Origin of the sequence: Saccharopolyspora sp. NPDC050642 (genome assembly GCF_040654735.1) — a bacterium.
Taxonomy (GTDB): Bacteria; Actinomycetota; Actinomycetes; order Mycobacteriales; family Pseudonocardiaceae; genus Saccharopolyspora; species Saccharopolyspora elongata.
This window is the reverse complement of record NZ_JBFAIN010000038.1, coordinates 16,247-29,224: the sequence shown is the minus strand read 5'-3', so window position 1 is coordinate 29,224 and position 12,978 is coordinate 16,247. Positions and strand designations below refer to the sequence as shown.

The 12,978-nt window shown below is 71.6% G+C and carries 12 protein-coding genes; 4 read left to right on the top strand and 8 right to left on the bottom strand.

The window, feature by feature from the left end; genetic code table 11:
• Positions 1–118 precede the first annotated feature (118 nt).
• The gene (locus AB0H93_RS36065; protein ID WP_358579412.1) at positions 119–1,522 is read right to left on the bottom strand and encodes an NAD(P)H-quinone dehydrogenase; all 1,404 of its coding nucleotides are present in this window, start codon (positions 1,520–1,522) and stop codon (positions 119–121) included.
• A 224-nt stretch (positions 1,523–1,746) separates the two neighbouring features.
• Here AB0H93_RS36065 and AB0H93_RS36060 point away from each other — a divergent pair, with 224 nt between their 5' ends.
• Together AB0H93_RS36060 and AB0H93_RS36055 are read left to right on the top strand one after the other, a co-directional pair.
• Entirely contained in the window at positions 1,747–2,199 is a 453-nt protein-coding gene (locus AB0H93_RS36060) for a gamma-glutamylcyclotransferase (protein ID WP_132485273.1), read from the top strand.
• Between the two features lie 80 nt (positions 2,200–2,279).
• Positions 2,280–3,065, top strand: coding sequence for a DeoR/GlpR family DNA-binding transcription regulator (locus AB0H93_RS36055; protein ID WP_358579410.1), 786 nt, complete (start codon positions 2,280–2,282; stop codon positions 3,063–3,065).
• Between the two features lie 10 nt (positions 3,066–3,075).
• Here the strand turns inward: AB0H93_RS36055 and AB0H93_RS36050 are convergent, their stop codons facing one another.
• Entirely contained in the window at positions 3,076–4,053 is a 978-nt protein-coding gene (locus AB0H93_RS36050; RefSeq protein ID WP_358579408.1) for a YafY family protein, read from the bottom strand.
• 64 nt (positions 4,054–4,117) lie between these two features.
• Here AB0H93_RS36050 and AB0H93_RS36045 point away from each other — a divergent pair, with 64 nt between their 5' ends.
• A complete protein-coding gene (locus tag AB0H93_RS36045) occupies positions 4,118–4,918 on the top strand; it encodes a nuclear transport factor 2 family protein (protein WP_358579406.1) in 801 nt (266 codons plus the stop codon).
• Here AB0H93_RS36045 and AB0H93_RS36040 read toward each other — a convergent pair whose 3' ends face one another.
• Both AB0H93_RS36040 and AB0H93_RS36035 read right to left on the bottom strand, forming a co-directional pair.
• On the bottom strand, positions 4,919–6,361 hold the full coding sequence (locus AB0H93_RS36040; protein WP_358579403.1) for an FGGY family carbohydrate kinase: 1,443 nt from the start codon (positions 6,359–6,361) through the stop codon (positions 4,919–4,921). It abuts the gene before it with no gap.
• Positions 6,362–6,395: 34 nt separating this feature from the next.
• Positions 6,396–7,109 (bottom strand): HAD family hydrolase, encoded by a 714-nt coding sequence (locus AB0H93_RS36035; RefSeq protein ID WP_132485263.1) that lies wholly within the window; start codon positions 7,107–7,109, stop codon positions 6,396–6,398.
• A gap of 158 nt (positions 7,110–7,267) precedes the next feature.
• On the opposite strand from AB0H93_RS36035, the gene AB0H93_RS36030 reads away from it, so the two are divergent.
• Positions 7,268–8,743, top strand: coding sequence for an FGGY-family carbohydrate kinase (locus AB0H93_RS36030; RefSeq protein WP_358579400.1), 1,476 nt, complete (start codon positions 7,268–7,270; stop codon positions 8,741–8,743).
• Between the two features lie 11 nt (positions 8,744–8,754).
• Here AB0H93_RS36030 and AB0H93_RS36025 read toward each other — a convergent pair whose 3' ends face one another.
• From AB0H93_RS36025 to AB0H93_RS36010, 4 genes are all read right to left on the bottom strand, one after another.
• Positions 8,755–9,423, bottom strand: a complete 669-nt coding sequence (locus AB0H93_RS36025) for a hypothetical protein (protein WP_358579398.1) — start codon at positions 9,421–9,423, stop codon at positions 8,755–8,757.
• A 142-nt stretch (positions 9,424–9,565) separates the two neighbouring features.
• A complete protein-coding gene (locus tag AB0H93_RS36020) occupies positions 9,566–10,795 on the bottom strand; it encodes an amidohydrolase (protein WP_358579396.1) in 1,230 nt (409 codons plus the stop codon).
• A 158-nt stretch (positions 10,796–10,953) separates the two neighbouring features.
• Complete coding sequence (locus AB0H93_RS36015; protein WP_358579394.1) at positions 10,954–12,204, bottom strand: M20 family metallopeptidase; 1,251 nt, start codon at positions 12,202–12,204, stop codon at positions 10,954–10,956.
• A gap of 486 nt (positions 12,205–12,690) precedes the next feature.
• Positions 12,691–12,954: a hypothetical protein gene (locus tag AB0H93_RS36010; RefSeq protein ID WP_358579392.1), complete on the bottom strand. Its 264-nt coding sequence runs from the start codon at positions 12,952–12,954 to the stop codon at positions 12,691–12,693.
• Between the last annotated feature and the right edge of the window lie 24 nt (positions 12,955–12,978).

Below are 12,978 nucleotides of genomic sequence, written 5' to 3'. Positions count from 1 at the left end.
CCGCCGGTCCGCCAGCCGCCTCCAACAGTGGACGCGGCCAGGCGGTTGGCAACACGGTGAACCGCCTCGCGAGGCTTGCGCCGGCGTTCGGGCCGGCGGATCGGCCGATCGGCGCGGGTCAGTCCAGGTCGTCGTGGCGCATCAGCAGGCGGCCGGCCTCGGTCAGCGAACCCGACAGCGACGGGTACACCGAGAAGGTGTTCGCCAGGTTGTCGACGGTCACCTGGTTCTGCACCGCGAGTGCGATCGGCAGGATCAGCTCGCTGGCGTTCGGCGCCACCACGACGCCGCCCACCACCACACCGGTCTGCGGCCGGCAGAAGACCTTGAGGAAGCCGCGCCGCAGGCCCTCCATCTTCGCCCGCGGGTTGGTCGCCAGCGGCATCGTCACGGTCCGCGCGGGCACGTCCCCGGAATCGATCGCCTGCTGGCTGATGCCGACGGTGGCGATCTCCGGGTGCGTGAAGACGTTCGCCGCGACGGTCTTGAGCTTGATCGGCGTGACGCCCTCGCCGAGCGCGTGCCACATCGCGATGCGGCCCTGCATGCCCGCCACCGAGGCCAGCAGCAGCAGACCGGTGCAGTCGCCGGCCGCGTAGACGCCGGGCACGCAGGTCCGCGACACCCGGTCGACCGGGATGTAGCCGCCGCGGCCGGGCTCGATCCCCACCCGCTCCAGGCCGATGTCGGTGGTGTTGGGCACCGAGCCGACGGTCATCAGCGCGTGGCTGGCCTCGACCTGCCGCCCGTCGGCGAGATGGATCAGCACCCCGGAGTCGGTGCGCTCCACCTTCTCGGCCCGGGCGTGCTTGACGACCTCGGTGCCGCGCTCGGCGAACACCTCTTCCAGCACCGCCGCGGCGTCCGCGTCCTCGTGCGGCAGCACCCGGTCGCGGCTGGAGATCATGGTGACCTTGACGCCCATCTCGGTGTAGGCGGAGGCGAACTCCACACCGGTCACACCGGAGCCGATCACGGCCAGGTGCTCGGGCAGTTCGGGCAGGTCGTAGAGCTGCCGCCAGGTCAGGATCCGCTCCCCGTCGGGCTCGGCGTCCTTGAGGATCCGGGGCGTGGCGCCGGTGGCGATCAGCACGACGTCGGCAGGCAGCTCTTCGAAGCTGCCGTCGGCGAGATCGACCCCGATGTGGTGGACGGCCATGCCCTTGGTCGGGTTGGTGAACCGCGCGCGGCCCGGCAGGATCTTCACGCCTTCGCGGCGGACCCTGGAGCGGATGTCGGCGGACTGCGCGAGCGCCAGGCCCTTGACCCGGCCGTGCACCACCGCGACGTCGACGTCGGAGTCCTCGGTCTTGGTGCGGATGCCCAGCTCACGGGCGTCCCGGAACGCGGAGCGCGCGCCGGCGGACGCGATGAAGGTCTTCGACGGGACGCAGTCGTAGAGCACGCACGCACCGCCGAGGCCCTCCGGCTCGACCAGCGTGACATCCGCCCCGTTCGAAGCCGCGACCAGCGCCGCCTCGTAGCCCGCGGGGCCGCCTCCCATGATCACGATGCGGGTCACTTCGCGCTCCTCCTCGGTCCGCCTGCCTTGTGGGCGCCGAACTCACCGTACGCTGCGACGAGTCCAGGCATTTCGGGTGGTGCCGCGCGAGTTGACCATCGTGGCGCAGACCACTCCCGGCGTTCCGGACGGGGCCGCGCGGAACGCCCGGGCCGGGACCCCCACCCACATTCGTGACGTAGTCCGCTCCGCCACCCGGGCTGTCGATCGCTACCCTGTTGGGCGTGCCTCTGTACGCCGCGTACGGGTCCAACATGGACCCGGCCCAGATGATGAAGCGCGCCCCGCATTCCCCGATGGCGGGAACGGGCTGGCTGGTGGACTGGCGGCTGACCTTCGGCGGCGAGGACTACGGCTGGGAAGGGGCCCTCGCCACGATCGTCGAGCAGCCGGGCTCCCAGGTTTTCACGGTGCTCTACGACGTCAGCCCGGAGGACGAGCAGCAGCTCGACAACTGGGAAGGCGCCGAGCTCGGCATGCACAAGAAGCTACGGCTGCGGGTGCAGACGCTGGACGGATCGGCGCTGGCCTGGCTGTACGTGCTGGACGCCTACGAGGGCGGGCTGCCGTCGGCGCGCTACCTCGGCGTGATGGCCGATGCGGCCGAAGCGGCTGGGGCGCCCGAGGACTACGTCGAGAAGCTGCGCAAACGCCCGTGCCACAACGTCGGCCCCTGAACCCCGCGTGACATCCGGACCGAATATCACGTCTCTCGTGTGATAATCACTCCGGTTGCACGCGCGAGGTGAGGGGGTCCATGGCCGACGCAGGCACGCCGGTCAACCAGCAGGACCGGCGCGAGCAGATCCGCCAAGAGGTGCTGGCCAGCGGGTTCGTCCGCATCGAGGCGCTGGCGGCCGAGCACGGGGTCAGCGGGATGACCATCCACCGCGACCTGGACGTCCTCGAACAGCAGGGCTGGCTGCGCAAGGTTCGCGGCGGTGCGACGTCGACGCCGACCGCGCTGCTGGAGACCTCGGTGCGGGCCCGGATCGCCGACGCGGCCGACGAGAAGGCGCGCATCGCGAAGCACGCCATCCGGCACGTTTCCCCCGGTCAGGTCGTCGCGCTCGACGACAGCACCAGCGCGCTCGCGGTCGCGGAGCAGTTGGCGCCGCTGTGTCCGCTGACCGTCGTGACGAACTTCCTGTCCGTGATCAACCTGCTCAGCGGCGAGCCGGGGCTGCACCTGATCGGGCTCGGCGGCGACTACCAGCCGTCCTACGACGCGTTCCTCGGCCTGCACACCGCGGGCATGGCCCGCACGATGCGCTCCGACGTGCTGTTCATGTCGACCACCGCGGTCGTCGACGGGCACTGCCTGCACCGCTCGCAGGAGACGATCCAGGTCAAGCGCGCCCTCATGGAGACCACCGGCAAGCGCGTGCTGCTGCTGGACCACTCCAAGTTCGACCGGCGCGCCGTGCACGAGCTCGCGCCGCTGACCGAGTTCGACGTCGTCGTGGTCGACGCGGGAACCCCGGCACCGCTGCGCGACGAGCTGCGGGCGGCGGGCGTGGCGCTGGAGATCGCCGACGGCTGATCACCGGTGTTCATGCCGTGCCGTAGATGCGGTTCAGGGCGTCGAGCGTCGTGGTGAGCCGTTCCCGGAGCTCGGCCGGGGCGAGGATTTCGGCGTCGGCACCGAGTTTGAGCAGCTCCGGGAGGGCTTGGCCGACGGACTCGATCGGGATGGTCACCTCGGTCCAGCCGTCGGCGTCGGGGGCTTCCGCGGTTCGCCGTGCCGCTCGTGCCACGGCCGGCTCCACCAGGTTCGGCAGCCGGTCGAGGGCGTGCGGGGAAAGCCTGATCGTCGCTTCACCCCGGTGGCGTCGCGCATCGAACTGCTCCAGGTACGCCTGCCAGTGGGTGGCCAGGTCGAAGCCGGCCGGCCGGGAGAAGCGCTCGTCGAGGACGTGCAGGTCGATGATCCGGGAGATGCGGTAGGTGCGGATCCGCCCGGCCGCCCCGGCCACGAGGTACCAACGGCCCGCCTTCAGGACCAGCCCGTACGGGTGCGCGATCCGGGTCGTCTCGTGCGGTTCGGCCCAGCGCAGGTAGCGCATCCGCACCGCTCGGTTGTTCCAGACCGCGTCGGCGACCTCGGTCAGGTGCGGCGTGCGGTCCGCGCCTCGGTACCACGCCGGCGCGTCCAGATGGAACCTTCCGGTGATCCGCTCGGCGCGATCGCGCAGCTCCGCGGGCAAGGCCGCCATGAGCTTGAGCTGGGTCGCGGCCACGACGGTGCCCAGCCCGAGTTCGGCCGCGGCCGCGGGTAGCCCGGTCAGGAACAGCGATTCGGCCTCGTCGGTGGTCAATCCGGTCAGCCGGGTGCGGAAGCCATCGAGCAGCCGGTACCCGCCGTCATGCCCCGGCTCGCCGTACAGCGGAACGCCTGCCGCGCTGAGGGATTCCACGTCGCGGTAGACGGTGCGCACCGATATTTCCAGTTCATCGGCCAACTCCTGCGCCGTCACCCGTCCCCGGGTCTGGAGCAGCAGCAGGATCGACAGCAGGCGACTCGCGCGCATGACCGGAAGTCTGCCGAGATCCACTGACAGAAGTCGTCAGGGAAGCGTGGTTAGCCTTCGGCCCATGGACATCGATTTCGACATCGACCAGTTCGTCGACCGTTTCGTCGCCGTGTGGAACGAACCGGACCCGGTGGCCCGACGCAGAGCCGTCGTCGCCCTGTGGGCCGAGGACGGCGTCGGCGTCGGCAAGGTGATGGAGTACCGCGGGCATGACGCGCTCGAAGTCCGCGTCGCCGAAGCCCACAACGAGTTCGTGCGGGACGGCGGGTTCGTCTTCCGGGCCGCTGACGACGCGACCTGGCATCACGACATGCTCACCTTCACCGCCCACATGGTCCCGGCCGGCGGTGGGGACATCGCCTGGACCGCGCGCATCTTCGCCGTCCTCGACGAGGACGAGCGGATCCGGTCCGATTACCAGTTCCCCGAGCCGATCGCACGCGGAAGCGCGCTGACCCGTGCCATTGCGAAGGATTTCCTCCGCCGACTCGGAGAGGGCGATCCGGACCGGATCGCCGAGCTGTTCGCCGAGCAGGTCGACTGGGTGCTGGACTGGCCGGCCGGCGGTCATCCTGCGGTGCCCTGGATCCGGCCCCGCTCGACCCGGGCCGACGTCGCCGACCACTTCCGCGCGATCGCCGAGTTCCACGTGCCCGGTGAGGCGGGCGGACCCGCGCCGCGGGTCCTCGTGGACGGCAACGAGGCGGTCGTGCTCGGCGACATCCGCCAGACGGTCAAGGCCACCGGCAAGCCGTACACCGCGCTCTGCGCGCTGCACCTGGTCGTCGAGGACGGCCTGATCACGCGCTACGCCGTCTACGAGGACAGCCTCACGGTCGCGGAGGCCCTCTCCGGCTCCTGATCAGGCCGCGGGGACCCAGCCCCGGTCGCGGAGCTCGCCGAGGAAGCGCCGATAGCTGTCGTCCAACTGCCGGACTTCTGCGCGCACCGGCTCGACTAGTTCGCCACCGGGCACCATCGCCGTCGCCGCAGCGCTCAGGTTCGGGTAGATCGAACCGCTGGCCGCCAGCAGCGCAGCGCCCAACGCCGTGCCCGCGCCTTGGACACGCAGCACCGGCTTGTCCAGCACCGACGCCCTGATCTGACACCAGGCGATGCTGCGGGCTCCGCCACCGGCGGTGCGCACAGCGCCCTCTGCCGGCGCGCCGAGCTCGGCCAGCCGCTCCAGCGCGAGCCGCTCGCAGAAGGCGACGCCTTCGAGGCGGGAGCGGTACTCGTCGACCTGGTCAACGGGCGTGCCGAGCGTGAACCGCGTGGCGTTCGCGGCGAGGAACGGGAACCGCTCCCCCTCGCCGCGCAGCGGGTAGCCGACCACGCTCGCCGGTCCGCGCTCGGTCGCCGCCGCGTCCAGGCTCGACAGCTCCGCCGGGTCCACATCGGACAGTGCCGAGCCGCCGATGTTCGCCGCGCCGCCGGGCAGCCACATCCCGTCCGGGTGCAGGTGGCTGTACACCGCGCCGGCCGGATCGTGCACGAGCTTCTTGGAGACTCCCTTGAGCACCAGGGTGGTGCCAAGGACCGTCACGAACTGCCCGACGTCGACCGCTCCGCAGGCCAGCTGCCCGGCGCAACCGTCGGTCATCCCGGCACGCACCTCGCAGCCGACCGGGAGTCCGGTCTGCGCTGCGGCGTTCGCATCGACGGTGCCCAGCACCGCCGTCGGGCGCACGACCTCCGGAAGCAGCTCATCCGGCACGTCCAAGGCGTCGAACGCCTCGGTGGCCCATTCGCCGTCGACCGCGTCGTAGCCGCTCTTCAGCGCGTGGCTGGAATCGGTGGCGACCGGATGCCCGACGAGCTTCCAGGCGATGACGTCGGGCGTGTGGCACACCCGCGCCGTGCCGTCCGGGAGGTGTCGCGCCAGCCAACCGATCCGGGCCAGGCCGGAGCCCGCAGACGGCGTGATGCCGGTGCGCCGCCAGCGGCTCGCACCCACCTCGGTGGCGATCCGGGCTTCCGCATCGGCACGCCGGTCGTCGTACATCAGCGCCGCCGTGAGCGGCTCGCCGTCACCGTCGACCGGAACGACCGTGCCCGACGTCGCCGAGATCGCCAGCGAGCGGATTTCGCTGCTGCGCGAGCCCAAAGCGGCCGTGCACTCGGCAAGGCTGTCGCGCACCGCGGGCCACCAGGTGGTCGCGTCCTGCTCGGAGCGCCCACCCGGTGATCGCACCGGCTGCGGCAGCCGTCGGGACGCCGCGGCGATCACCGAGCCCGCCGGATCGTGGATCTGCACCCGGACGTTGGCGGTCGCGACGTCGACGCCCGCGACGAGCTCGGTCATCGGCAAGCCTCCAGCGGTTTCGAGAGTTGTTCGCTCATTCGGCCCCCTGCAGGCGTTCCAGCGCGGTGGGCAGCTCGGCCAGCGAGAACACCGCCACATCGGGCTCGGCGAGCTGCTCCGGCGTGGGCTCCGGCGGCGCTTCGCCGCGCACCACCCAAACCGTGCGCAGCCCGACCCGGTGCGCGCCGCGCACGTCGGTGTCGAGCCGGTTGCCGACGTGCACCGCGTTCTTCGGCTCGACGCCGGCCTCCCGCAGCGCGTGCTGGAAGATCCGCGGGTCCGGCTTCTCCGCGCCGACGACCTCCGAAACCGCCCAGATGTCGATGAAGTCGGCCACGCCGTCCCGGCGGAGCGCGTCCACGACGACCGCTCGCTGGTTCGCCACGACCGCGAGTTTGTAGCGACCGGCGAGCTCGCGCAGCGTCGGGAGCACGTCGGCGTGCAGCGCCGACGGCGGGTACTCCCAGTAGCGCTCGGCGCGGTCGGACAGCCGCTGCCGGTCCTGCGCGGTCAGGAACCGCTCGGCGACCGCGGTGCGCAGGGACCCGCCCTGGGCTTGGCGGCGTTCGTCGTAGACCTGCTGGAACTCGGCTTCGTCAACGCTCCGGCCGTCTTCGGCCGCCAGCTCTCGTGCGGCGCGCAGCAGCGCGTCGCGGTAGGCCTTGTCGTCGTAGATGGGGCCGCCGACGTCGAGCAGCACGAGGTCGATGCGGTCGTTCTCCGAGCCGGGGCTGGGTTGAGGCGGCACGTGGCGTCCTTCCGGTCGTGGTCCGCAACCGGGACCTTGGTGTCACATCCCATCGCAAACATAACACTTATCTTGAAATTTTTAACACCAAATGTTGTGATGTTCTCGGGTCGGGCCGACCGGATCGACCAGGCACGCGGGATCAGGAGGACACGCCCGTGATCACCATCGGCATCGACGCCGGCACCTCGGTGGTGAAGAGCGTCGCCTACGCCTCGGACGGCACCGAGCTCGCGGTCGTCCGCCGCCCGACCCGGGTCGAGCGCCCCCGGCCCGGCTGGGCCGAACAGGACATGCCCGAGGTCTGGTCGGCCGTCGCCGACACCGTCGCCGAACTCGTCCGCGAGCTCCGCGCCGAGGTCGCCGCGCTGGCGATCACCGCGCAGGGCGACGGCTGCTGGCTCGTCGACGAGGCCGGCCGACCGACCGGTCCCGCGCTGCTGTGGAACGACGCGCGCGCCTCGGCGATCGCCGCGAACTGGGCCGACTCCGGGCTGCTCGCCGAGCTGTTCAAGATCAACGGCTCGGTCGGCTTCGCCGGGCTGCCGCACGCGCAGCTCAGCTGGCTCGCCGAGCACCAACCGGACCGGATCGCCACCGCCGCGAAGGTGCTGACCTGCGGCGGCTGGCTGTTCAACTGCCTGACCGGGCGCCTGGCCTGGGACGTCTCGGAGGCCTCCAACCCGTTCCTCGACGCGCGGACCGGGCTCTACTCCGACGCGGTGCTCAGCGAACTCGGCCTGGACTGGGCGCAGCGGCTGCTGCCCGACGCCGTCGACGGCGCGCAGCGGATCGCGCCGTTGCAGCGGTCCGCGGCCGAGCGGCTCGGCGTTCCGGAAGGCACGCCGGTCGTGCTGGGCGCCTACGACGTGATCTCCACCGCGATCGGCGCGGGCGTGACCGAGCCCGGACAGGCCTGCACCATCCTCGGCACCACGATCTGCACCGAGGTGATCAGCGACGAGCCCCGGTTGGAGCGCGCTCCCGTCGGCATGTCGCTGCGCACGCCGATGCCCGGCCGCTGGATGCTCGCCAGCGCCACGCTCGCCGGGACCGAGGTCGTCGAATGGGCCTGCCGGATGCTCGGCCTGCCCAACCCGGAGAACCTCACCGAGCTCGCCGAACAGGCCGAGCCGGGCAGCAAGGACCTGCTGATGCTGCCGTACCTCTCGCTCGGCGGTGAGCGCGCGCCCTTCTACGACCCGGCCGCGCGCGGCAGCCTGCAGGGCCTGAGCCTGGAGCACGGCCCCGCCGAGATCGCCCGGGCCTGCCTGGAGGGGCTGGCCATGGTGATCCGGGACTGCCTGGTCGCCAGCACCGCGCAGCCCACCGAGCTGCGGCTCACCGGCGGTGGGTCGGCGAACCCGCTGTGGCGCCAGGTGATCGCGGACGTCACCGGCCTGCCGGTCGTGCGCACCACCGACGAGCAGGCCGGGGCGCGGGGCGCGGCGGTGACCGCGCACGCATTGCTGGCGGGCCGCGACATCACCGACGTCGCCCGCGAGCTGGTCGGCACGTCGGAACCGTTGCGGCCGATCGAGAGCAACCGCGCGCTGTACGACGACGCATACGCCCGGTTCGTCGAGGTGCGCGAATCCGCGCAGGCCGCCGGTTGGTTCCGGCACGCGGACTGACGTTCGGCTGCTCATCGCGCACCTCCGACCAGCACGCCGCGAGGCCTGGACCACGCGAGTTGGAGCAGGGCCGTGGCTCGCCGGGTGCCCCGGCGATCCCTGCGCCGGGTGAGCCGTTCGGCGACGAGCGCCCGGAAGCGCTCGGCGGCTTCACCGAGCTGGGCGAGCGCCTGCTCCAGGCAGTCCAGCGCCGACCGCTGCTCGCCGGTGCACAGCAGTTCGCAGATGGCGACGTCCAGCGCCTGGGTGCGTAGCCCGTCGAGCTCGACGACGTCGCACTCCCTGACCCAGGCCTGGTGAATGACGAGATCCGGCTGGGACCGGAGCTCTCGGTCGTAGGGAATGGTCACGTGCACCACGCCGTCGGCGGCGAAATCGCAGCCGTGCATCGCCACTGCGGTGGCGCCGGACAGCACGGCGTGCGGCCCGGCCCGCAGCAGCGCGGCCGCCGCACGGGTCAGCGGGTCGTGGACGCGGGTGGCCGGGACGACGACCCCGTACCAAGGCTCCACCCAGTCGCCTGCGGCCAGTCCGGCCGCAACCTCCGCACGACCGAGCGCCTGCTCCGCGTCGCGGCGGGTCATGGCACCGTGCAGCGAGGACTTCGGCCAGCCGCCCGGCACGTCGGATTCGACGGCCACCGGCGGCCGCATTTCGGGAGAGATGATGTTCGCGGTCATGCCATTAAAGAGGCGGGAACCCCGCGAACAGATACAGCAGCGAGCGGATACACCTCATTCGGGTGGACTCAGCCGCGAACCGCGTGCGGGAGGCTGCTGGTCCGGCCGTCCGGCTGACAGTGCCCGCCGGACGGCCGCGATCTCAGCGCTCCAGGCTGATCAGGGCGGTGTTCACCATCGCTCGGATGCCCACGAACAGGGCCCGCTCGTCCAGCGCGAACGTCGGCTGGTGCAGGTCCTTGACCCGGCCCACCCCGGAGTAGACGCCCAGCCTCGCGAACGAGCCCGGCACGTGTTCCAGGTACCAGCCGAAGTCCTCGCCGCCGGACGACTGCGGGGTGCTGGCCAGGGCGTCCTCGCCGAGGCCAGCCGCGATCCCGGCCCGCAGCAGCTCGGTGCTCTCCGCGTCGTTCACCACCGGCGGCACGCCGCGGCGGTGCTGCAGGTCGAACCCGACGCCCAGCGGCGACAGCAGGTTGTGCACGAGCTCGTGCACCAGCGGCTCCAGCTTCGCCCAGGTGTCGCGGTCGCCCGTGCGCAACGTCCCGGTCAGCACGCCGTCCTGCGGAATGGCGTTCGGCGCCTCGCCCGCGTGCACCGCGCCCCAGGTCAGGACCGTTCCGGTGCGCGGATCGACGCGGCGTGACAGCAGCGTCGGCAGACCCGTGATGACGGTGCCCAGCGCGTGCACCAGGTCCGCGGTCAGGTGCGGGCGCGAGGTGTGCCCGCCCGGCGAGGTCAGCCGGAGCTCCAGCAGGTCGGCCGCGGACGTGATCGCCCCGACCCGGGTTCCGACCTGCCCCACCAGCAGCCGCGGGTCGCAGTGCAGCCCGAAGATCCGGTCCACGTCGTCGAGGGCACCGGCGGCCAGCACGTCCAGGGCGCCGCCGGGCATCACCTCTTCGGCCGGCTGGAAGACCACCCGCACCCGGCCCGGCAGGCTCGGCGCGGCGGCCAGCGCCAGCGTGGCGCCCAGCGCGACCGTGGTGTGCGCGTCGTGCCCGCAGGCGTGCGCGACGCCGTCCACTGTGGAGGCATAGGGCAGTCCGGTGGTTTCGCTCAGCGGCAACGCGTCGATGTCGGCCCGCAGCGCCACGGTTCGCTGGCCGGGCCGCGCCTCCCCGATGTCGCAGACCAGGCCGGTGCCCACCGGCAGCATCCGCGGGCGCAGGCCCGCCCGGGTGAGCCGCTCGGCGAGGAACGCGGTGGTCTCGTGCTCGGCGCGGGAGAGCTCCGGGTAGGCGTGGATGTGCCGCCGCCAGGCCACCACTCGATGCGCGTTGGCGTCCAGCCAGGCATCCAGCCAGGATGGTCCACGACCAGCGCCGAGGTCGACCACGGCGGATTCCGCACCGGACCCCACGCTGGACATGGTGCTGCCGATGGGCGCACTCGGCCCGTCCGCACCTGCCGCCACTAGAGTGCCCTGGGCCACGGCGGAACGCTCCGCCGCTTCCCAATCCACGTCTTCCACCGCCGAACCGCCGTTCGGGGACTGACCCGGTTCCGGGCCACGAGAATCCACCACGGTCACGCCACGCCTCCCGACGTGCAGATCTGTTCCGACGAACTCCGAGCCGACCGGTCGCGCGCGGCCGCCAGCAGGCGATCGCGTTGCGCGCCGTCCAAAGCAGCGGCCACTGCGGTCCAGGCCATCGCCAACGCTGCGTCGAGCACCGCGCGATCCGCGGTCGGTGTCGCGCAGGCCGCAGCGAATTCCGCCTGGTGGTTGACCGCGTCGCCGCAGTCCACCGCGATCATCGGATGGATCGCGGGCAAGGCCTGGGTCACGTTGCCCATGTCGGTGCTGCCGATTACCGGGCCCTGCTCTTCGCCCCGGTCGAGCGGTTCACGCCCGAGCTCGGTGATCGCGCGGCCGTACACCTCCGACAGCCAGCCGTCGGGGTTCAGCTCCGCGTACACCGGAGAGATCTGCACGACTTCGTGCTCACATCCGGTCGCCGTCGCGCCCGCCTCGAAACAGGCCCGAATACGGTTCTCCAGGCGCTGCAGGGAGCGCGCTTCGGCAGCACGCAGGTTGTAGACCGCCGCAGTGTGCGCGGGAACGATGTTCGGCGCCGCGCCACCTGCGGTAACGATACCGTGCACCATTTGCCGGGGCTCGAGGTGCTGGCGGAGCAGGCCGACGGCGACCTGCGCGACCGTCAACGCGTCGGCCGCGTTGACGCCGAGTTCCGGGGCCGCGGCGGCGTGCGCCGCGCGGCCGGTGTAGCGGACCTCGAGATCGGTGATGGCCAGCGAGGTCGGCCGGCAGACCTCTTCCGGGCCGGGGTGCACCATCATCGCCATCGCGACGCCGTCGAAGACGCCGCGCTCCAGCATCAGCACCTTGCCGCCGCCGGTCTCCTCGGCCGGGGTGCCGATCAGCCGCACCGTGATCCCGAGGTCGTCGGCGATCCCCGCCAGCGCGAGCGCGGCACCGACTCCGGCCGCAGCGATGACGTTGTGCCCGCAGGCGTGGCCGACCTCCGGCAGCGCGTCGTACTCCGCGCAGATGCCGACCACCAGTTCGCCGCTGCCCCACTCGGCGACGAGCGCGGTGTCGAGGCCGGCGACCGGGGTTCGGACGGCGAAGCCGTGCCGGGCGAGCAGGTCCGCGACCTTGGCGGCGCTGCGGTGTTCGGCGAACGCGAGCTCCGGCTCGGCGTGGATGCTCCGGGAGAGCTCGACCAGCTCCGCTTCGTGGTGCCGCACCCGGTCGCGGCAGTGGGCGCGCGCTGCGGCAGAACGATCGGCGGCGGGGCGTGGAGCTGTACTCATTTGCGCTCATCCTGCATCATCCGGATCGCCGGTGCGGGCCTGGCGCGAGGCCGGGAGCCCACCGGTCGTCACACTGCGACGAACGGGTGGTTCGGATTCGGCGGAACCGAAGAAATTGGAGATCGACCGGAGCCGACTAACCTATTCCTCACACTTTCGATTGATAAACCGGGCGACGAAGCCGACATCACGACACCACAGCGTGACTGCATCCGGAAGTCGAGGAGTACCTGCCGCGCAGGCCGTACCAGGAAAGGTGTGGGCCGGCACCGGTCGGGGGGCTTCCCGGTGCCGGCCCACGTCAGTGGGGGGCTACTACCCCGTCGCAGGCGCGCTGGACCCATCGTTACCCAGGCGGGGGATGTGGTCCGCGCACTCAGTCAGTTGTGAAAATCCCACAGGTTCGGCGTCAGGTCTAGTCCATGGCGAGAATTAGCACCGAAATAATCTCGTAAAAACCGACCACCCTGCCGGTTTTATCGGCGACTACTTCTTCTTCCACGTGACGAACAAGACCGGCTTCTTGCGCGCCTTGCGGGATAACAGCACCAGTGCGATCAACACCACTCCGCCGGCGCCGATGGCGAGGCGCTGCTTGTCGTAGGCCGGCGGCTGAGCGGGCGGCACCGGCTGCTGGCCCGGATCTTGGGCCAGCACGACGACCGGGGCGCCGGGCGGTGCGGTCTCGCCCGCCGCCAGCGCGGGTGGCGCCACCAAGAGGAACAACGCGATCGCAAGGCCAGCTAACACGCGGCCGGTCCGCCACATGATGGC

Bases quoted from the DNA above. Each gene is read 5' to 3' on its own strand.
- AB0H93_RS36055 (WP_358579410.1), top strand. From the start codon at position 2,280: ATGGCCGACGCAGGCACGCCGGTCAACCAGCAGGACCGGCGCGAGCAG.
- AB0H93_RS36050 (WP_358579408.1), bottom strand. From the start codon at position 4,053: ATGCGCGCGAGTCGCCTGCTGTCGATCCTGCTGCTGCTCCAGACCCGG.
- AB0H93_RS36045 (WP_358579406.1), top strand. From the start codon at position 4,118: ATGGACATCGATTTCGACATCGACCAGTTCGTCGACCGTTTCGTCGCC.
- AB0H93_RS36040 (WP_358579403.1), bottom strand. From the start codon at position 6,361: ATGACCGAGCTCGTCGCGGGCGTCGACGTCGCGACCGCCAACGTCCGG.
- AB0H93_RS36025 (WP_358579398.1), bottom strand. From the start codon at position 9,423: ATGACCGCGAACATCATCTCTCCCGAAATGCGGCCGCCGGTGGCCGTC.
- AB0H93_RS36020 (WP_358579396.1), bottom strand. From the start codon at position 10,795: ATGTCCAGCGTGGGGTCCGGTGCGGAATCCGCCGTGGTCGACCTCGGC.
- AB0H93_RS36015 (WP_358579394.1), bottom strand. From the start codon at position 12,204: ATGAGTACAGCTCCACGCCCCGCCGCCGATCGTTCTGCCGCAGCGCGC.